This window comes from Moorena sp. SIO3I8 (assembly GCF_010692325.1).
In the GTDB taxonomy this organism is placed as follows: Bacteria; Cyanobacteriota; Cyanobacteriia; order Cyanobacteriales; family Coleofasciculaceae; genus Moorena.
Genome location: NZ_JAAHHW010000014.1, coordinates 20345 through 38705 on the forward strand (window position 1 = coordinate 20345; position 18361 = coordinate 38705).

Here is an 18361-nt window from a genome sequence, read left to right on the forward strand (position 1 = left end):
AGCAAACCCTATCTAAAGCTCAACCCCAGCTATTTGAAAGGCTTGTCTAATTGCACCAGCTAATTCCGATTGGTACTGTTGCAGGTAAAACTCAGATGCTTGACGATAGGCGGACAACAGGGGACGAAAATTCTCAACCTGACCATCCACAGTTCTGATATTAAGTAAAACCCAACCTAAGTTGTGGTAAGCCTCAGCATAGTCTGGTTTTAACTGCACTGCTTTTTCCAGATAGGAGCGTGCTTGTGCCCATTGTCCCACTTTTCCTAGTAAAGTGCCTAGACGGAATAAAGCAAAGGCATCAGATGGAAATTTCTGAATGTAGGCTTGATAGGTTTGGATAGCACCCTGAGAATTCTGCAAGTGTTCCTGAGTGATTCCTTGATTCAGGGATACCCAGCTAGGAACGTCTGCTTTCTGGCTGGCTTGCTCAAAATTGGCAAGAGCCTCAGGCCACAACCCTTGCACAGCTTGCTTCCAACCTTTCAATCCCCAAGCAACTGCACTATCGGGGACTTGAGTGGTAAACTCTATAATCCGGCGCTCCACGTCCCTAGACTGTCTGGTAACAACTGCCTTTTCCAAAGCAATGATTAAATAGGGATATATCCATTGTTGTAGTTGTTGGGATTCCCTAGACTGAGCCTGTTTTGACTTGAACAGTGCCTGGGTAGCAGTACGAATTGCTCGTTTCCATTGCTGTTGATTGACATAAATCCAAGCTTGTAACCCTAGGGCAAAGGTACAGTTACTATCAATTTGCAGTGCCTTGGAAACAGCAGATTCTGCCTGTTGCCAATTGCCAAGCTTTCCCCATGCCCAAGCTAGATTAGCTTGTATCCAAACCTCTTGGGGAGCTAAGTCTGCTGCTTTTTGCAACTGTTTTACCGCTGTTGACCAATTTGATTTACGGCAGTTGACTAGTCCTAAAACCCCATAGCTCCTGCCATCATTTGGTTGTAGTTGAATCGCTGTTTGTGCTGCTACCTCAGCCTGAGCATCATTGAGATGGATCTGAACTAGGGCTAGTTCAACCGCAGCTTCACCATGGTTGGGCTGATTAGTTAGACACTGTTGATAAGCTTGAACCGCCTCTGCTAACTTTCCTTGCTTAACTAATCCCCACGCTTTCCTTTGACTGGGAGAAACAAACTTGCCTTTGAGGGCATCAATCAGTTCCTCGGCTGTCTGAAATCGCTCCTCTACCTTCATTCTCATTCCAGTTAAGATTACCTGCTCAGTTTGGGGTGTAATCTGAGCAGCTAACTGTCGTGGTGGAATTAACGTTTCTGATCCAGCCCTTTCCGTAGCTTGAGCGGGTAATTGACCAGTGAGTAATTCATACATTGACGCACATAGAGCATAGATGTCCGTAGCTGGCCAACGCTTACTCCGGTAACTGTATTGCTCAAGAGGAGCGTATCCTGGTGACAAGGTTACACTCATTTCACGGGTTTGACCGGCCATGAATTCTTTGGTAGCACCGAAATCAATCAATACGGCTCGATCTTGGTGATCAATTAGAATATTATCTGGTTTAATATCTCTGTGTAATAGTTGATTAGAGTGAACAACTTTTAACGCTTCTGCTACTTGGATAAAATAGCCCTTGAGCTTCTCTTCCGAAAGAACACCTTCTTGTTGTAAGATTTTGTATAAGGACTTACCAGAGATAAACTCCATGACTAAATAGGCAGTATTATTCTCCTCAAACCAATCATAAACCTGAGCAATATTAGGGTGGGGGCATTTTTGTAAGTAACTGGCTTCTAACTGAAATTTGTGGAGTTGTCGTTGTCGGTCAATCGGAGCAATAGAAGGGGGCCAAGTAATGGTTTTCCCAATCCTAGCTGCTTTTTCTGGCCAGAGTTCTTTGATGGCAACCTTGGCAGAGTTAGGTAGGTAAATTCCTTGGTAGGTAATGCCAAATCCCCCTTCTCCTAGGACTTTTTCTATCCGATAATGACTCTGCCTTAGGAGTGTGCCAGCAGGCAAATGGTAGGCTGATGAACTAACAGTGTCTTCAAACTCAAGAGCCGCACCACAACTAGTGCAGTAGTTGTTACTGCCAGTATTGATATGACCGCATACTATACAGGTAATAGACATTGTAGGTTTCTACAATTTTAGGAAGGCAAGAGGCAATAGGCAAGAGGCAATAGGCAAGAGGCAATAGGCAAGAGGCAATAGGCAAGAGGCAATAGGCAATAGGGAAAAAATCCTTTGTACCTCATAGCTTCGGACGTTTTGTAGTGATCTATTGGATGCGGGAGTGGATATCGTTACGGTTCAGAAGTTGGCGGGTCATGGGTCTCCTGTGACCACTGCCAAGTATGATAGACGGGGGGAGGAGACGAAGCGCTTGGCGGTGCAAAAGTTGGGGTTGTGATCAGAGGTGTTACTGGAGATCTGATTCTTCCAATTCTGCTATTTTCATCAATGCTTTTAGGGTTCCTCTCTTCAAATCTTGATTTTTGTGAACTGGAACGGATAGGATTTTTTGAGCTCCTGGCTTTTCATAAATATGATGGCTTCCTGTAATTTTTCTCAAAACCCATCCTTTTTTCTCAACAATTTTACAGAATTTTTTGCCAGAAACAGATTTCATACTGTAACTTCCACAATTTTGCTGTTTGGTTCAGGAATATAGGAATTGCTGGCAACTTCTAACCAACCTTCAATGGCATCTTGAAGATTTGCTAAAACCTCTTCCATTGTGTCTCCCTCAGTAATGCAGCCAGGTAGTGCGGGTACTTCTGCCCAAAAACCACCTTCTTCTGCTGGATGTATTGCGACCTTAATCTGCATTTGGGTTTGCTTGCTCAATAGTTTTTTCTGTATTTTAATTTTAACTCATCACCTCTGTACTTTTGTCAACCTTATGCACACCCTGACTACTCTGAATTTTCGATCTTTCCACTTCAACTTTTGTCAGTTAAGCAGGCTGATAGCTTACGCAAAGTTAATTCAAAAACTGCATAGATTCCAATGTGTTGCTGCTGATTGCTTTTTGGAGCAAATTTTGCCACTCCTGCTGAATTTGTTTATGTTCTTTGAGCCTTTGGAACTCAGGCCATACTTTCGAGCGAATTTCTTCCTTTCTTAGAAAAGTCCGCCACTGGTCTCCTATATCTTTGGCATAGTGAATGCGATCAAAAAACTCTCCGATGATGAAGTATCTGACTTGGCTTGGCTCAGTTAACCACTGATCTAAGGTTTGCTTACATTTAATGACCACTTTCTGATGAAGCGCTTCTAGACGATTTTTTACTTCTTGTTGATTAAACTCTTCAACTTGGGATTTTTCTGACTCGGAAGTTGTACTGCTCAGGGTGTTGTTCGTGAGCATATCAGGTTCAAGTTCTTCATCAAAATGCTGTCGAATACTGTGTAGAATTAATCCTGACGGGGGGACAACGAGGCATGGAAGCCTTATGTAGTCAGCGATACAGCAGAAAGAGATAAAAAAAGATAGGTCAAAAGTAGTCGCCCTGACCTATCTCAAAAAAATGATAGCTAAACTATACCAGAAAATTCTCCAAAATCAGCTGCGTCACACAGCATATCTATTCCTAAACTTGATGGTAATTAGTTTACAATTGATCAAACAGGTGAAGTTAGATGTTTTAGCCGAATCGATACCTTTACCTATTTTATTAGAGAGCCGTCGTCGGAAAGTAAGGCGATTGTTGAGACTCAAAAACTTTACTATTGAAACTATCTGGTTTCCCTGCATCAGAGCTCTTTTAGAGGAGATGTTTAACCCTAAAGATAGGATTTATCTGGTTATTGATCGAACAAGTTGGAGTGTGATTAATATCTTGATGGTGAGTGTAGTTTATGATCATCGAGCCTGGCCAATTTACTGGGAGCATCCCATTTTGGCGAGTTGTCTGATTTAATATGGCTGAAACCCTTGCCATGTCCTTCTTTTGGTAATGTGTTTTCCAAAATGGGATGCTCCCAATTTACTGGACATCATTAGATAAAAAAGGAAATAGTAACTTATCCGAACAAAAGGCAGTATTGAGTAAAAGTCTAGAGTTACTATCAGCCTATGATGTCGTGGTGCTGGGAGACCGAGAATTTTGCTCTACCAAACTGGGTAACTGGCTGGCTGAACGTAAGGTATACTTTTGTTTACGGCAAAAATGTGACACCAAAATTTTGTCAGAAAATGAGGTTTATCAAGAGTTGCGGGACTATGGTTTAAAGCCAGGGATTAAATTGTTTATTAATGACCGTCAGGTAACGAAAAAAACAGGATTTGGAACCTTTAATGTAGCTTGTAAATGGAAACGAAATTACCGAGAATTTAAGACAAAAGACCCGTGGTATATTCTGACAACTTTTGAGGATATAGATACCGCTATCATCTCCTATAAAAAGCGATTTTCTATTGAAGAAATGTTTCGAGATTTTAAATCAGGAGGTTACAGTCTAGAAGGCTCCAAGCTGGGAGCCGAATCCCTGACTAAGTTGATTATTGTAATAGCAATTGCCTATACGAGTGCAACCCTTCAAGGACGGGTAATCAAGAAAATGGGAATACAGAAATATGTTGTACGACCAGAAACAAAATCGAAATATGGTCGCCGACATAGTGCTTTTTATGTTGGTCAACATCAGTATCATTGGCTGTGCTTAGGGCAAATATGCGAAAAAATTGTAGACGAACTTTTGCAAATTAATCGCCGTTGGGTCAAGCATTATAAAAAAGGTAAGCGGGCTAGAGAGCAAGCCATGTCTATGTTACAAGCTTCGTTGTCCCCCTGCTAGGAATTAATCCTTCATAGGAAACTTGAGACTCCCAAAGGGTTCGGAACCCTAGCTCTAATTGATTGTTATACTTATCTAGTAACTCGGTTATCACCCCTAGAAACTTGGCATCACGCTCTTTGGTTAGATTCCCCAAGTGACCCTTTTTCAGGTTTACCAGCACATTTGTTACTTCTGATTTGAGCTGATCCACCGACTGCTGTAGCCCTTCATTTAAGGAAAGGAAATGCTTTGAGAGGTTGGCTCGCATCGGTGCAATCGACCCGTAGTAGGTAGACCTGTAAGGTAAGGATTCAGGTGTGGGGAGAAGGGATTTGGGAAGGAGCTTCGGGCAAGTGACCAGCAACAGCCATGAGAGCTTGCTCAAAGAAATCCATCACCGAACGTCCCTGAAAACGACAAGTTTGGACTGGTCGTGTAGTAAATTAGCAGTCTGCTCGAATCGTTGGAGGGAACTTCAGCCACCACGTTCCCTTACGCTTAGTTACCGCCAAGCGTAGAGACCTTTCGGCGCTTTTTATTATCCGGTGGGACTTGGGGATGGTCTAAAAAATACCACCATTGGGAGGCTTTTTCTTTGAGGGAGCGCAAGAGTTTCCCCGCTTGCTGCCCCAGCAGCAACAACTCCAGGTTTGAACCGTTGTCTGTATCTTCGTTTTAAATTCTCTTACCCACTGATGGGTTACGGTTGAATCTCCAGTTTGTTGCCAGAGACGATAACGGCTTGCATGCTTCATCAATCAGTTCAACTTTGGCTTCCCCAATGGCTCGGTTGTGAAGTAATGGTTGTTTGATTAACCTGAGAAAGTGACGGCGCAGATGGGCGCTTTCACTTCTGTTGATCATTGACCGATAATAGCCATTGTAGACACTGTAATCATCCGTAATCAGAACCCCGTCATAGGTCTGTCCCAACTGGCTAATCAGTTCCCCTCGCGAGCGTGTATCTCCAGCCATGTTATAGACAGAACTCGGGATGGCTCAGTACCCAGAGCCATGTCTTGATGCAATAGCGAGTGGGGGAAACCCCCAAGACCGCGCTGCATCGCTTCTTTAATGCCCTTGACCGCCCACGGCGTTTCATCCACATGCACATTGGGTTGTTCAACAGCCACCCAGGTCAAGAGAGCCTCAACGCTCCCTTGGCAAGCTTAATGCTAGTCGTTGGTTGGTGTTCACCAACGTTCCCACTCCAATATTGATCCCACCGAGTTCCCACAACATCTGAAGTTGTTTGGAGTAAGGCAGATGTCCGTAGTTTCCCAGCCATCCCAGTAATCCTTGCAACCGCACCCCCAAATCAAGTCCAGGGGTCAGAAGTTACCGTAAGAATAGTGGAGCCAAAGCAAGTTGTTAGGTTATGCGGCATAGGGTTAAAGGTTTGTTAGTAAGGCTCCACTATTCTAAGGTTTCATCTCCGGGATGAGCGAATCAGGCCACGGTACCGTAGCTCTTACCCCACATTCAATACACTGACAATAGTGGCGTTGATATTCTACGATTTCTATGGGTCGCTCCACCAGCTGAGCTACTTGTTGAGTTTCGACTTTGACGCAAGGGGTTTCGATCAGACTCCCACCGCAGGAAGGGCATTGCTGGGGACTAAGTATAACGAGCGCGGTCTACTCGTCCAAACCCAAAGCGGGTCTTTCCTTTGTGTCCAGGCTGCCCTCCGGGTTTCTTTTTGCCTGGACTCTCAGATTAATCCTGCAAGTCCTGCTTCTTTTCGGACTTTTTGAGCAAGTCCGTTGATGGTGGATTAGATGAGTTTTTCGAGTCTAGGCAAGGGCTGAGTTTGAGTCTTTCTATTTCTTCAACCAGACTTTCGATCACTGAGTGCTGTTGCTAATCGCAGTTTTTTTTGCTCCACTACCAGCTGCACCAGTTCTTCCGTAGGACTTCTGGTTATACAGCAGCTGTGTCTGGGGTTAGTGAGAAGCTAAACATTCTTCAGATGATTCTCCAGCTCCATCCCGGACTTTGTCAAGCCCCTACCTGAATCCTTACGTCAACCCCACCACCTGAATGCTTACGATAACTAATTATCCGGACATGATATAATTGAAGTAAAGAGGATCGGTTTTTGTTGAAATCAATATCAATGATAGAGGACACCGTAAATGTTACTAACTCAGGAATTTTTAAATGACTTTAAGAGTTTTATGGGGAAGTACGCTATTTTGATCCCGGCTCAGCTTCCTCCCAAAAACGGAACCTTCCAATTTAAAGAGCAGGGAAGTCACGCTGCGCTCCTTCAAAGTGCTAGCTCTGGAACAAAAATCCCAGGATACTACGTTCACCCAATCGCCAATAACGAAAACAAATATATCCTGCCCACTCAGAACCAAAAACCATATTATATGTTCACCGATCAAATGAATGGTTGCCAGTTTATCGCCTATGGACCTGATCGTCAGCATGTAACTGTGGAACACAACAACTTTATAAACGACCGTACTAAATATGTAGTTCGCCTAAAGGAGATCCAAAATCAAAACCCAGCATATCTGTTTCACATGAGTGCTGGTGCTAATGATGACATTGTCAATAGTATCTATAATTCTCAGCATGGTGTGAGCATCGTAGCCGAATACAACAGTACCAATGGCTGGAGTTTTCGGGTGCGTGATCGGGTTGATCAAAATCAAGGGCAAGTGTACGGACCATTTTAAGTGCTGATCCTTTGTCAGATCTTTCTCAAAAAATCGTTAGATTTGATGTAAGAATTCAGGTCATTGGAATCAGGGAAGGATAAGAAACCGTTGGGGAAACGGTAGCCTCAAGAGCTTGTCGGAAAAATTCCACAGCCTCTCGACCCTGGACACGGCAGGTTTGGATGACGCTGAGTAAATCGGCTGTTTCCCGAAACCGTTCCATGGAACGGGAACCGCCACAGACTTTACGTTTGGTCACGGCTGGACGCAATGCTCTTTCCGCTCGATTATTATCGGGTGGAACTTCATCGGTGCTATACGGAAATACCACCATTGGGCAGCTTTGTTTCGTAGAGTTCGCAGCATTCGCCCAGCTGCAGCTCCGGCTTGAGAACTCCATTGCTCCAAAGCTTTCTCGTTCCTTGGGTTTGAACTGAGCTACCCACCCTCGATAGGCAGATCTCCTATTGAGTCTGGAGCCATTTTTGATGCTAATCGTTGGCCTCATCAATTAAATCCAAGAACCGTTGTCCCAATTTCGGGTTATTGCCATGACCCAAGCGGTGTACTTGTTTGAAGTGCCGTCTGCTGATGAGCTAAACACTTCTGCTGGTGAGCGACTTTGTAACCGTTATAGACACGCTCTGTCATCTCAACTGAGGACTTATGCAAATTCGGAACCCACAATTTGTTCGAGTTCCACCCGCCCTCGGGTATCTGCGGCATGGAACGCCCGAAAATTTGGCTCCGGCAACAGTCCACAACCATTCTTTTACTCCAGCCACTCCCCACGGGGTTTCATCAACGTGCAGGTGTTGCTGTTGTTGCGCCCACTGCCAAAGTTCTTGAATAGGTATAGCTACCGACTGCGCCAGTCGTCGATTGGTGGCGGCATTAGTTCCCACTCCAATTTTGAGTCCTGTCAACTCTAGTAGCCATTCTTGTTGTTTTTCTTCGGATAGGTTTCCGTGATTTCCAATCCTTGCCAGCATCGCGCTGTTGGAGATGCCCAAGTCAAGTCCTGGGATGACTCCAGGGGCTTTGGCTTCAATGACAAAGCCTGTGGCAATGGACACATTTGCAAGTGTGATACTGATATTCGACTATTTCTACGGGACGCTCTACGAGTTGGGCGACTTGTTTACGGCTTACAGATAAAGGTGCATCAAGGAATTCAACAGCCGCCACAGTTGGGACACACTGATGGTCTGACAATTTGGTAGCGGTCTACTCGCGCCATACCTTTTCTGGTTTTTCCTTGATGTCCCGGCTGCCCTCCAGGTTTTCTTTTGGCTTGAGGGGCTATTGACTCTGGCGGTTTGGGTTTTTCCGATTTCTGAATTAAGTCCGCGCTATGGCGGTTGTGAGGTAATTTGGCTGTTGGGTCTGAGTCTGAGCTTGAGCAGGGCTACTTCCTCGCTCCAGTTGGTCAATCAGCTTTTGCTGCTCTAGTATCATGACCACCAACTGCTCCGTTGTCAGTTGCTTGAGTTGGGGGGGAGCTAGTTTTTCGGGTTTCGGTTTTTCGCTCATGCCGTCACCATACCGGATTTCTTGATTTTGTCAACCCCTCTCACCTGAATTCTTACCCTGTAAGAGCCTCCGAATCGGTCTGTGCGTTGTCTTTCAATTTCTTCTAGTGCTGGAATTCCCGGGTCACTTTGGCAGGCTTTCATTACAGTATCGACTTTTGCTTTAAAGTAAGGATCAACTGTTTCCCGGTCTTTTCTGAGTTTTTTGAGGAATTTTTCAAGACTGTCAGATAGTTCTTCTTTAAATTCCTTGAATCGGTCCACAAATAACTGGTCTTCATCCCCAAATCCAGCTAGGGCTTTACTGGCTTTCTGTAAATCAGTTTCTAAGTCTTTGTGGAGGATATCTATATGGTCTTGGTAAGCTTTGGCATATTTACTGTCGAGGTCTTCAATGTTGTCAACTAGGTAATCTAGAATTAACTCCAGAACTTGATTTGCTTGGTCAGGATTAGAACAGTCAGCGATTACACAATTAACCACCTCTATGTGGTTTTCCCGAATCGTTCTTTTAAGGGTTTCACAGCCTTTAGAGTTGTATTTATCAGCACTGCTCATTTTGTTGAGTACCATGAAAGACCGCTCTGGCAGGTCATTGAGGGCTTTATGGGCTGTGTCATAAAGTTTTGTATCTCTTGCTTCCCAGCCGTAGCGTACAGAGTCTGGTCTCCGCACAAAAAGAACTACATCCACTCGCTCCCCTAGGGTTTGTAGCATCAGGTTTTCATCCCCTACTCTGAGGTCCCCTAAACCGGGTATGTCTACTAAGGCGATCTTTTCAACTTCGGATCTACTGAAAGGACAGAATATCTCTACTTCTCTGACTGCCAAAACCGCGAAGTCACTATTGGCATCTTGTTGGTGAACTACATAGTTTCGTATTTCTTCCTTGGGAACCCGATCTAATACCCGAGGGGAGTTTGCTTCCAGTAGATGGCGATACTGATTGAAATGAGCATAATATTCGTTGCGCAGCCGTTGGTACATGGCTTTTTTTGTGGCAGCATCACTAGGCAGTTCGGGAATTGGCTTGGTAGCAAATTCATCCAAACTTGTTGGTCTGGGTACTAAGCCTAGTTCTTCGTAATAGGGAATTATTACTTCTTGAAGAAATGAGTCTTCATGATGGAATGTTACCCTAGCATAGGTTGGTTGATTTTGATGATAGACTCCTGGCCTAAGCCTTGGTAATTTCCGGTAACTCCAGGAATTGCCAACCAGGATGCAGACTAAGTATTCATTTACTACGTTGTTCAAGCCATGATACCTACAAATGAACGCCAGTTTGTAGCTCTATCGCTAACTATTAAGACGAAGGCAACCGTGTAGTTAGCTCAACAAGCTTTTACAACATTGTCGAGGCACACCTTACCAACTTGAGGCATTTAACGATGCAAAATTATGTTTTTGTTATTGACGTGAACAAGCAACCATTAAATCCTATTCACCCAAAGAAGGCTCGCCGCCTGCTAGAAAAAGGAAAAGCAGCTGTCTTTAGAATGTATCCATTTACAATCATCTTGAAGACTGCGATCGCTAATCCAGTTATCTCACCTTGCCAAATAAAAATTGACCCGGGTAGCAAGACTACTGGGTTCGCCCTGGTTCGAGACGGGCAAGTTATTTGGGGAATGGAATTAGAACACAGAGGAGGATTGATCAAGAAAAAACTGGAATCTAGAAGAGCTGTCAGACGCGGAAGACGTAATCGCAACACTCGTTACCGAAAGCCCAGATTCCTTAACCGCAAACGACCACAGGGCTGGCTTCCTCCTAGTTTAGAACACAGGATTTTGACAACTGAAACTTGGGTTAAGCGATTAATTAAATTCTGCCCAGTCTGTGAAATCTGGATTGAACGAGTTAAGTTTGACACTCAAAAAATGCTAAACCCTGAAATCAGTGGAGTAGAGTACCAACAAGGCGAGTTAGCTGGCTACGAAGTCAGAGAGTATTTACTCGAAAAGTGGGGGAGAGAATGTACTTATTGCGGGAGGCAAAATGTCCCTCTACAGATCGAGCACATTCACCCAAGATCAAAGGGTGGTAGTAACAGAGTAAGTAATCTCTGTTTGGCTTGCGAAAAGTGTAATCAGCGCAAAGGAAACAAGCCCATAGAAGAGTTTCTAAAAAAGAAACCCAGCCTACTACAAAAAATCAAAACCAAAGCCAAACAACCATTATTGGATGCAGCAGCGGTAAACGCAACTCGGAACAAATTGGTCAAGGTATTGAAAGATACTAAAGTAGTCGTCACTGGAACAGGAGCGCAGACTAAGTACAACAGGACTTGGCTAGGACTACCTAAGCAGCACTGGATTGACGCCGCTTGTGTAGGAAATATTGAAAACTTAGATCTCAAGACGTTACAACCTCTATTTGTTACCTGTAAAGGGCAGGGAGGACGACAGAAAGCGGCTCTCAACAAGTACGGTTACCCTATTAGGCACAACCCACTGAAGCCTGTTAAAGGATGGATGACTGGGGATATAGCGAGACACCAGAAACTGGGCATAGGCAAAGTCACCCCTAGGAGTAAGGGCAGCTTTGGATTCAACCCTCTGGGGATGAAAGGATACAAAAGTTGCAAGCCTCAAGATATTTCGGCGATACACCGGAAAGATGGATACATCTACGGTTTTTGCAAATAACTACCGGTAATTACCAGGGATTAAGCCTCCTAAGCTTTCCTGCCCATGGAGCAAGAAGAGAGTACGTAGGGTGCCTTAGGGGCGGGTTTGCCCTCATGTTCAACTCCGAGCGCCATTGTTGGGACAGCCCGCCCCGTAACGCACCATCTTTGGCATCGGCATTGCTGAATCTTGGAATCAATAGGAGTAGAGTGGGCATCCTGCCCGCTCGAAAATAAGGAGGAAACTGGCAAGATGCCAGTTCTACACAAGATGCCAGTTCTACACAAGATGCCAGTTCCACGCCTGATGCCAGTTCCACCTCACTCTTAAAATCATTCCATTATTAAGCAACGCCTTGGCATCACTGCAATTCCTTATACAACTCCTTAAACCGACGCTGCTGCTGATTATGATCGACAATTGGTGCTGGATACCCACACATTTCGCGATCGCTTTCAGGAATTTTCCCAGTTACCACATACTCCGTATCCACAGAACTCAACTCTGGTAACCATTCCCGAATATACTCACCGTCCGGGTCAAACTTTTTAGCCTGACTAGCTGGGTTAAAAATTCGCAATGGTTTAGGATCCATCCCACTAGAGGCACTCCATTGCCAACCACCATTATTAGCACTCAGGTCTCCATCCCATAACCGCTGCATAAAATACTTTTCCCCCCACTGCCAATTAATAATCAAATCCTTAGTCAGAAAACTAGCAACAATCATCCGACAGCGGTTATGCATCCATCCGGTTTGATTTAACTGCCTCATCGCAGCATCAACGATCGGGTAGCCAGTCTTGCCCTCACACCAAGCTTGAAAGAATTCTGGATTATTCTCCCAGGGAAAATCTTGGAATTTCTGGCGATAAGGCCCTTGTGCTAATTCTGGGAAGAAATACATGGCATGTTGGTAAAATTCCCGCCAAGCCAGTTCCTGTTGCCAAGTTTGGATACTTTGACGAGCTTCATCACTGCGACTCAAATTATAAGCATTCTGAGCGGCCTGCCAAACCGTGCGAATCCCAATCACACCAAACTTGAGAGCAGCACTAAGTTTCGAGGTACCATCTACCCCTGGGAAATTACGTTGTTCCTGATAATCCCCAATAGTGCGATCGCAAAATTTCTCCAGTATCTCTTGGGCTACCTTTTCCCCTGGTGGCACTAACAATTCATTCTCCCAGACATACCCCAAATCTCTAGCACTAGGTAAATCAATCACCCCTGCTGCCAAAGCATGGTCTTGTTCTATTTCCGTCAAGGATTCAACCCTACTCAATGTTGCTACAGGTTGTGCCTTAGATTGACCTTGCCAATTTTTCCAGAAAGGAGTGTAGACACTATAGGGATTGCCAGACTTAGTGAAAATGTCTCCTGGTGCGTGTAATAACTGATCCCAATAGTTATAGACAGCAATACCCTTTTCCTTCAACCCTGCTGCTACAGCTTGATCCCGTTCCTTAGAATAAGGTTCCACATCCCAATTCCAACAAACAGCTTTAGCCTCCAGAGCAGCAGCTAAATTAGGAATTCCTTGCCTAGGGTCTTGATGTAATATTAATAGTTGGCTACCAGCTTGTCTGTAACTTTGCTGCAATTGTTGTAAGCAGCCAATCATATAAGTTACTCTTGCTGGCGCAATATCATCCCGCTCTAGAATAGTAGGGTCAAGGCAGAAAACACCAACAAGCTTGGGACTGAGCTCAAAACCAGCAGCTAGTCCCACATTGTCAGAAATGCGTAAATCACGGCGATGCCAGAAGAGAATCAGGTTACTCATTCAAGAACGGGCGAGCCATAAAAAAGCTGGAAATAGATTTAGCATCCACTGGCTCACCCTCCAAGATAGCTTGTTCTAACTCCTTTGGTGTCATTAAAACCACCTCTATATCCTCATCAGCATCTTGCTTAGGAGGGGCTTCCAATTTCTCCAAATCCTGCGCCAGAAACGCATAAATGTACTCATCAGAATAGCCAGGAGCAAGGGGAAATTTACCCAAAGATTTCCAGCGATGAGCGCGATAGCCAGTTTCTTCTTCTATCTCCCGTTTAATAGTTTCAGCTGGGCTTTCATGGGATTCTACCGTACCAGCAGGGAATTCCAAAAGACGCCCACTAACAGCAAAGCGATATTGCCGTACGAGTACCAGTTTCCCATCGGGTGTTACCGGTACCGCCAAGGAACCACCAGGGTGACGGATACATTCCCATTGCCCTTCTGATTGATTAGGAAGACGTAGATTATTCACCTCGAAGCTAAATCGTCTTCCTTGGAAAAATAGGTGTTTTTTCAGGAGTTCTGGGGGTTCTTGACCAGGTAGCATCATAAAAATAAAGGATTAAGGCTTAAGACAGTTTAGCCCTTGGAGGAGTTGTGCGATCGCAAATCCCGTCACTGATTCTATCCAATTCCGGCAATTTGTGCCAGGCAAGCACCAAAGCTCTTTCCCCCATGGGCTTTCAGCTTGAGGCTAATGGTTACCAGACTTAGAGTAAGGGTGACTGCTTCCCGGATGCCAGTTTTTTCAACAATTCTACCAGACGGTGTTGGAGACTCATCTGACTCCTGGCCAATATCTAACACTACAATTGTTAATTTTACTTTTACTTGCGTCATCTCAAGGTGCGCTTTCCGTAGGCGAATTTAATTCGCCTACGGAAAGCGCACCTTAAGTGGTTTTGGTAAAATGCAGGTAACATTTTAAATTGGTAGGTCTTGTTGCAAATAATCGACCTATCTTTTTTTTTCCACAAAATGGTGAACACTTTACATTTAAAGCGTTTCAGGCTATTTCGTCACCCCTTCAGAGTCTTGTGGGAATTCCTTCTCTTAGCGATTAATAAAAATTAAAAAATAAAAATAATTAAATGCAGGTATAATAGCTTAAGGATTACTATTTCACTCAAAAAAAATGCTCAAATGAAATAGAGTACCCATAACTCGATGTCCCTTTGCTTTGAACAATTATGCCTAAGTACAGGACAAAAAATGGAGAGAGTTAAGAAAAGCTGGGAACTGGTGGTCAAGATTGGTGAAAATTGAGCGCAGATAATCAAATCCCAAACGAAATAGGCTCTTGGCTCGTCGTTGATGGGATTTTGCTCTGCAAGAGGTTCAAGACAATAACGGAACTATAGACAATGGTAATGTGGATGCTAGGGAAACCTACGAAACTCTGATTAATGCCATAGTTGCTACTGGTGGACCTCAGTACTCCTTCTTTGATATCCCCCCTGTGGACGGTCAGGATGGGGGTCAACCTGGTGGTAATATCCGCGTCGGTTACCTCTACAACCCTAACCGAGTTACCATCAACACTGATTCTGCTCAACGTATTGGTGTTGGTGAGACGGCTTTCGATAATACCCGCAAGTCTTTGTTGACGGAGTTTGAGTTTAACGGTGAAACCATCTCTGTTATTAATAATCACTTCTCTTCCAAGGGTGGTAGTGACCCTCTCTTTGGTGAGAATCAACCACCACACAACGGTCAGGAGGAGAAACGGAATCAACAAGCTCAAATCCTTAACGATTTTGTCGATACCATTCTGACTAATGACCCTGATGCCAATGTGGTATTGCTCGGAGACTTCAATACGTTTGATTTTGAAAAACCACTGGAAACTCTTAAGGGAGCTCACAATTCAGTGCTGACCAATCTGACGGAAACGTTACCAGAGGATGAGCGTTACACATTTATTTTTGAAGGGAACTCTCAGGCACTTGACCACATTTTAGTCAGTGATAACCTAGTTAATGCTCGTGCTGAGTATGACATTGTCCACGTCAACAGTGAGTTTGCTGACCAAGCTAGCGACCATGACCCAATTTTGGCTCGCTTTACCTTACCTGAGCCAACTATTATCAATGGCACCGCAGGTAGTGATCAGCTGACTGGTACTGATAACAATGACATTATCACTGGTTTCCAAGCTCGAGATTTGCTCACTGGTGGTGGTGGTAATGATCAGTTTGTCTACACTTCACACCGAGATGCTGGCGATCAGATCACCGACTTTGAAGTGGGAAGTGACAAAATTGTTCTTACTGAGTTATTTAATAATAACGGAATTACAGTTGCTAATTATGCAGATGCGATTAATCGGGGCTTTCTGAGTTTTGGTTCACAGGACAATAGTGCTGTTGTTTTGTTTAACAAAGATGGCTCGGATGCCAGCAATTATCAAGGGGTTTTCAGGGAATTAGAACACGATTTTTCGTTTCCTTCTTTAAATACTAATTCAGATGGAAGTCAGATATTTATGGTTCTCGAAGATGTTGATGTTTTTGAGCTACATGATGCTAGTAATTTTGTGTTATAATCTAGAATTATGTTTGATTTTCAAGGTTGAAGGTTGTGAGGTTGGAGGTTAGCAAGTTGAAGGTTATTTGGTTGAAGGTTATTTGGTTGAAGGTTGAAGGTTATTTGGTTGAATAATCTTTATCCTGTTCCAAATAATGTTTAACGTTATTTAGCTGATTTTCGGTGCTTCTCAAGGGCTACAATAACTTCGGCTACTGTTAGGATTACTAGTCTACTCAGAAGACCTCTTGCAAAGTTCCAAAACTATTGCTAGCTTGCCTACTCCCGACTCCCTACTCCCTACTCCCTACTCCCTACTCCCTATCATTTACGCCAAGACAAACGAACAGGCATTTCCGACCGTGGCATCAATTCTGGCATGTCATGGGTAGCTTTAAATCTTGCCATGTGCTTACCATACCAGTTAGCTCCTGGAAAAGCCGTTAAACCATGAGCAAACACACTGATCAACACAGTTACTACCATAGTGCTAAACATCACTTCACTACCCTGAATTCCATCCCCCTCTAAAATTAGTAAACCATACAATATTGAAGCCACTCCCCTCGGTCCAAACCAGCCCAGAAATAAGATAGTATACCAACGCAACTTCATACCAATCACGCTAATAGCAACCCCTACCATCCGAGCAATGGTCAGAGTAGCAACGGCGTACAATCCCATCTGCCAATTCACCTCATCCAGAGCAGGAAACACCATCATTGACCCATAAATCATAAAAATCAGCAGCACCAGCAACTGTCCCTCTGCTTCTCCAAACTCATATAAACAATCACAAATTGATGGAGCTGTATTCCCTAGGGTTAAGCCAGCACAAAAGGCGGCAATAAAACCATTGCCCCCCACTAATTCTGCGATCGCCTTTGGCGTGGCCTACGGCCAATCGCATAAGCGAATAACGACAGTCCTAATACCGATAAATCTTCAAAACTATGAGTAATCCACTTGCGGCGAGCACTCTCTGACACCAACCAACCGCCAATATAGCCAACTGCTACCCCAACGATTGGTCCGAGAATCACTTGCATAGCAGCAAAGCGAAACCAAAAGCTTGCTGTTCCCGTCCCTTCCATTGTTCCAGCTAAAGAGAGGAAAATTAATAGAATCGGTAAACAAATACCATCATTCAAACCACTTTCAACATTGAGGGATTGACGAATACAAATCGGAACACTCCGACTGCTGACCACCGCTTGTCCTAAAGCCGCATCAGTGGGAGCCAGAATTGTTGCCAAGGCCGCTGCTTCCCAGAATTATAACCTACCTCCAAGCAACAGTACTGCCAAAATTGTTCCTAGGATAATTGTCAGCGGTAGACCAATACCTAACAGACGTACTGGTAAATTGTACTCTCGACGCAACAGTTTAAGATTAATCCGAGAAGCATCAGTGAACAAAACCAGAATCAAGGTAAATTCAGCAATTATCCGAACAAACTCATGCTCTACGTCTAGATTCAATAAACCCAACAATGGCGGACTCAATAAAATTCCAAAGATAACAAAAGCCATCGGTGGAGTAATCACACTTTTCTCAATGCGCCCAGAAATTAAACCAAAGCCAAGGATAAATAGGGCAATAATCGCAAATAGTTCAGTGTTCATGAAATTGACTAAGTCCTGAGTGCGTCAGTGCGATAGCAAAGGGAATAGGGAACAGGGAACAGGGAATAGGGAATAGGGAAAAAAACCTGTGTACCTCATAGTTATGAAAAGCGCTGATAGCTGTTCGGTTAGCGTGCGCGTAGCGCATTAGCTGATAGCTGATAGCACCTCAAGTAGCGTGCGCGTAGCGCATTAGCTGATAGCTTAAGTTACAAAAGTCTGCTTTTACCACCCAAGCCAATCAGCCAGATCACAACAAACAACCAGTGAATGACGACAGCTGTCCAGATGGAGCCACTTTTAATATAAGCAATAGTACAAATAATTCCCAAAAGTGTAGCTAGGAATAGAAAAATAGGTTTAAAAAATGTTTCCCGTGCCGCCGGATAGAAGGTGATAGCATTCAGAGGATGATAGATAACAAAAATGAATAAACTTACTGTAGACCAAGCGTATATTGAAATTAAGGAAGGGTTTTCTGAGGGATGAGGTAATAATAAAACCCGGAAAAATATCTCCTCAGCTATTGCTGGGGTAAACAGAGCAGTTATCATAATCTTTCCCACTAGATGCCAAGAGGTTTTGACATTAACAGCATTTAGATCAGTTTTCCTGAATAAAGGAGATAATGGGGGATTATCAATAGTAAGTAAGTTTTGATCCAGTTGCAAAAAGCCGTTGCGTAAACCAATCGGTAAAGCAATTAAACCATAAATCACAATTAAGATAACTACAATTACCCAAGCTTGACCATCAGGAAACGTTAATATTCCAGCCATCAAGCGCTCGGTAACTCTTTCAGCAAATTTGGCCGATATCTCCATAGTGA

At 44.0% G+C, this 18361-nt stretch carries 22 protein-coding genes and 3 pseudogenes; 6 read left to right on the plus strand and 19 right to left on the minus strand.

Annotation, left to right across the window (positions count from 1 at the left end):
* Positions 1-12: 12 nt before the first annotated feature.
* From F6K51_RS07705 to F6K51_RS07720, 4 genes are all read right to left on the minus strand, one after another.
* A complete protein-coding gene (locus F6K51_RS07705) occupies positions 13-2109 on the minus strand; it encodes a serine/threonine-protein kinase (protein WP_293019331.1) in 2097 nt (698 codons plus the stop codon).
* A 289-nt stretch (positions 2110-2398) separates the two neighbouring features.
* Complete coding sequence (locus tag F6K51_RS07710; RefSeq protein ID WP_293019333.1) at positions 2399-2608, minus strand: type II toxin-antitoxin system HicA family toxin; 210 nt, start codon at positions 2606-2608, stop codon at positions 2399-2401.
* Entirely contained in the window at positions 2605-2808 is a 204-nt protein-coding gene (locus tag F6K51_RS07715; RefSeq protein ID WP_008182203.1) for a type II toxin-antitoxin system HicB family antitoxin, read from the minus strand. The genes F6K51_RS07710 and F6K51_RS07715 overlap by 4 nt, the downstream gene beginning before the upstream one ends.
* Positions 2809-2962: 154 nt before the next feature.
* Entirely contained in the window at positions 2963-3349 is a 387-nt protein-coding gene (locus F6K51_RS07720) for a hypothetical protein (protein WP_293019335.1), read from the minus strand.
* 160 nt (positions 3350-3509) lie between these two features.
* On the opposite strand from F6K51_RS07720, the gene F6K51_RS07725 reads away from it, so the two are divergent.
* Both F6K51_RS07725 and F6K51_RS07730 read left to right on the plus strand, forming a co-directional pair.
* A complete protein-coding gene (locus F6K51_RS07725; protein ID WP_293019337.1) occupies positions 3510-3902 on the plus strand; it encodes a hypothetical protein in 393 nt (130 codons plus the stop codon).
* Positions 3903-3957: 55 nt separating this feature from the next.
* On the plus strand, positions 3958-4779 hold the full coding sequence (locus F6K51_RS07730) for an IS4 family transposase (RefSeq protein WP_293019338.1): 822 nt from the start codon (positions 3958-3960) through the stop codon (positions 4777-4779).
* Here the strand turns inward: F6K51_RS07730 and F6K51_RS07735 are convergent.
* Together F6K51_RS07735 and F6K51_RS07740 are read right to left on the minus strand one after the other, a co-directional pair.
* Positions 4748-5146: a hypothetical protein gene (locus tag F6K51_RS07735; RefSeq protein ID WP_293019404.1), complete on the minus strand. Its 399-nt coding sequence runs from the start codon at positions 5144-5146 to the stop codon at positions 4748-4750. The genes F6K51_RS07730 and F6K51_RS07735 overlap by 32 nt on opposite strands.
* Positions 5073-6096, minus strand: a pseudogene (locus F6K51_RS07740) (transposase); the annotation flags it as partial. The pseudogene F6K51_RS07740 and the gene F6K51_RS07735, both read right to left, overlap by 74 nt.
* An 803-nt stretch (positions 6097-6899) precedes the next feature.
* Here F6K51_RS07740 and F6K51_RS07745 point away from each other — a divergent pair.
* On the plus strand, positions 6900-7451 hold the full coding sequence (locus tag F6K51_RS07745; protein WP_293019340.1) for a hypothetical protein: 552 nt from the start codon (positions 6900-6902) through the stop codon (positions 7449-7451).
* Between the two features lie 55 nt (positions 7452-7506).
* Here F6K51_RS07745 and F6K51_RS07750 read toward each other — a convergent pair whose 3' ends face one another.
* The 4 genes from F6K51_RS07750 to F6K51_RS07765 all read right to left on the minus strand — a co-directional run bounded on the left by F6K51_RS07750 (position 7507) and on the right by F6K51_RS07765 (position 10222).
* On the minus strand, positions 7507-7767 hold the full coding sequence (locus tag F6K51_RS07750) for a transposase (RefSeq protein WP_293019342.1): 261 nt from the start codon (positions 7765-7767) through the stop codon (positions 7507-7509).
* Positions 7768-8080: 313 nt separating this feature from the next.
* On the minus strand, positions 8081-8509 hold the full coding sequence (locus tag F6K51_RS07755; RefSeq protein ID WP_293019344.1) for a transposase: 429 nt from the start codon (positions 8507-8509) through the stop codon (positions 8081-8083).
* A 265-nt stretch (positions 8510-8774) separates the two neighbouring features.
* Positions 8775-8966 (minus strand): hypothetical protein, encoded by a 192-nt coding sequence (locus F6K51_RS07760; protein WP_293019346.1) that lies wholly within the window; start codon positions 8964-8966, stop codon positions 8775-8777.
* Positions 8963-10222, minus strand: coding sequence for a GTPase domain-containing protein (locus F6K51_RS07765; protein ID WP_293019348.1), 1260 nt, complete (start codon positions 10220-10222; stop codon positions 8963-8965). Before F6K51_RS07765 ends, F6K51_RS07760 begins: the two co-directional genes overlap by 4 nt.
* Before the next feature lie 134 nt (positions 10223-10356).
* Between F6K51_RS07765 and iscB the strand changes: the two genes are divergently transcribed.
* Positions 10357-11616: an RNA-guided endonuclease IscB gene (gene iscB / locus F6K51_RS07770; protein ID WP_070391698.1), complete on the plus strand. Its 1260-nt coding sequence runs from the start codon at positions 10357-10359 to the stop codon at positions 11614-11616.
* Positions 11617-11626: 10 nt separating this feature from the next.
* Here iscB and F6K51_RS07775 read toward each other — a convergent pair whose 3' ends face one another.
* The 5 genes and pseudogenes from F6K51_RS07775 to F6K51_RS07795 all read right to left on the minus strand — a co-directional run.
* Positions 11627-11917 carry a hypothetical protein gene (locus F6K51_RS07775; protein ID WP_293019352.1) on the minus strand — a complete coding sequence of 97 codons (291 nt, stop codon included), beginning with the start codon at positions 11915-11917 and terminating at the stop codon, positions 11627-11629.
* Between the two features lie 42 nt (positions 11918-11959).
* Positions 11960-13384 carry an FAD-binding domain-containing protein gene (locus F6K51_RS07780; protein WP_293019354.1) on the minus strand — a complete coding sequence of 475 codons (1425 nt, stop codon included), beginning with the start codon at positions 13382-13384 and terminating at the stop codon, positions 11960-11962.
* Positions 13377-13928, minus strand: coding sequence for an NUDIX hydrolase (locus tag F6K51_RS07785; protein WP_293019401.1), 552 nt, complete (start codon positions 13926-13928; stop codon positions 13377-13379). Before F6K51_RS07785 ends, F6K51_RS07780 begins: the two co-directional genes overlap by 8 nt.
* Before the next feature lie 77 nt (positions 13929-14005).
* Complete coding sequence (locus F6K51_RS07790; RefSeq protein ID WP_293019356.1) at positions 14006-14221, minus strand: hypothetical protein; 216 nt, start codon at positions 14219-14221, stop codon at positions 14006-14008.
* A 354-nt stretch (positions 14222-14575) separates the two neighbouring features.
* Positions 14576-14704 (minus strand): annotated as a pseudogene (locus F6K51_RS07795) (IS4 family transposase); the annotation flags it as partial.
* Between the two features lie 4 nt (positions 14705-14708).
* On the opposite strand from F6K51_RS07795, the gene F6K51_RS07800 reads away from it, so the two are divergent.
* On the plus strand, positions 14709-15926 hold the full coding sequence (locus F6K51_RS07800; RefSeq protein ID WP_293019403.1) for an endonuclease/exonuclease/phosphatase family protein: 1218 nt from the start codon (positions 14709-14711) through the stop codon (positions 15924-15926).
* 229 nt (positions 15927-16155) lie between these two features.
* Positions 16156-16299, plus strand: coding sequence for a hypothetical protein (locus F6K51_RS07805; protein ID WP_293019357.1), 144 nt, complete (start codon positions 16156-16158; stop codon positions 16297-16299).
* On the opposite strand, the gene F6K51_RS07810 is transcribed toward F6K51_RS07805, so the two are convergent.
* From F6K51_RS07810 to F6K51_RS07825, 4 genes and pseudogenes are all read right to left on the minus strand, one after another.
* Positions 16232-16774: a cation:proton antiporter gene (locus tag F6K51_RS07810; RefSeq protein ID WP_293019359.1), complete on the minus strand. Its 543-nt coding sequence runs from the start codon at positions 16772-16774 to the stop codon at positions 16232-16234. The two genes, F6K51_RS07805 and F6K51_RS07810, sit on opposite strands and share 68 nt — an antisense overlap.
* Positions 16774-17532, minus strand: a pseudogene (locus F6K51_RS07815) (cation:proton antiporter). The gene F6K51_RS07810 and the pseudogene F6K51_RS07815 overlap by 1 nt, the downstream one beginning before the upstream one ends.
* The gene (locus tag F6K51_RS07820) at positions 17522-17680 is read right to left on the minus strand and encodes a hypothetical protein (protein ID WP_293019360.1); all 159 of its coding nucleotides are present in this window, start codon (positions 17678-17680) and stop codon (positions 17522-17524) included. Before F6K51_RS07820 ends, F6K51_RS07815 begins: the two are co-directional and overlap by 11 nt.
* 61 nt (positions 17681-17741) lie before the next feature.
* A complete protein-coding gene (locus F6K51_RS07825) occupies positions 17742-18356 on the minus strand; it encodes a CPBP family glutamic-type intramembrane protease (RefSeq protein WP_293019362.1) in 615 nt (204 codons plus the stop codon).
* Positions 18357-18361 lie beyond the last annotated feature (5 nt).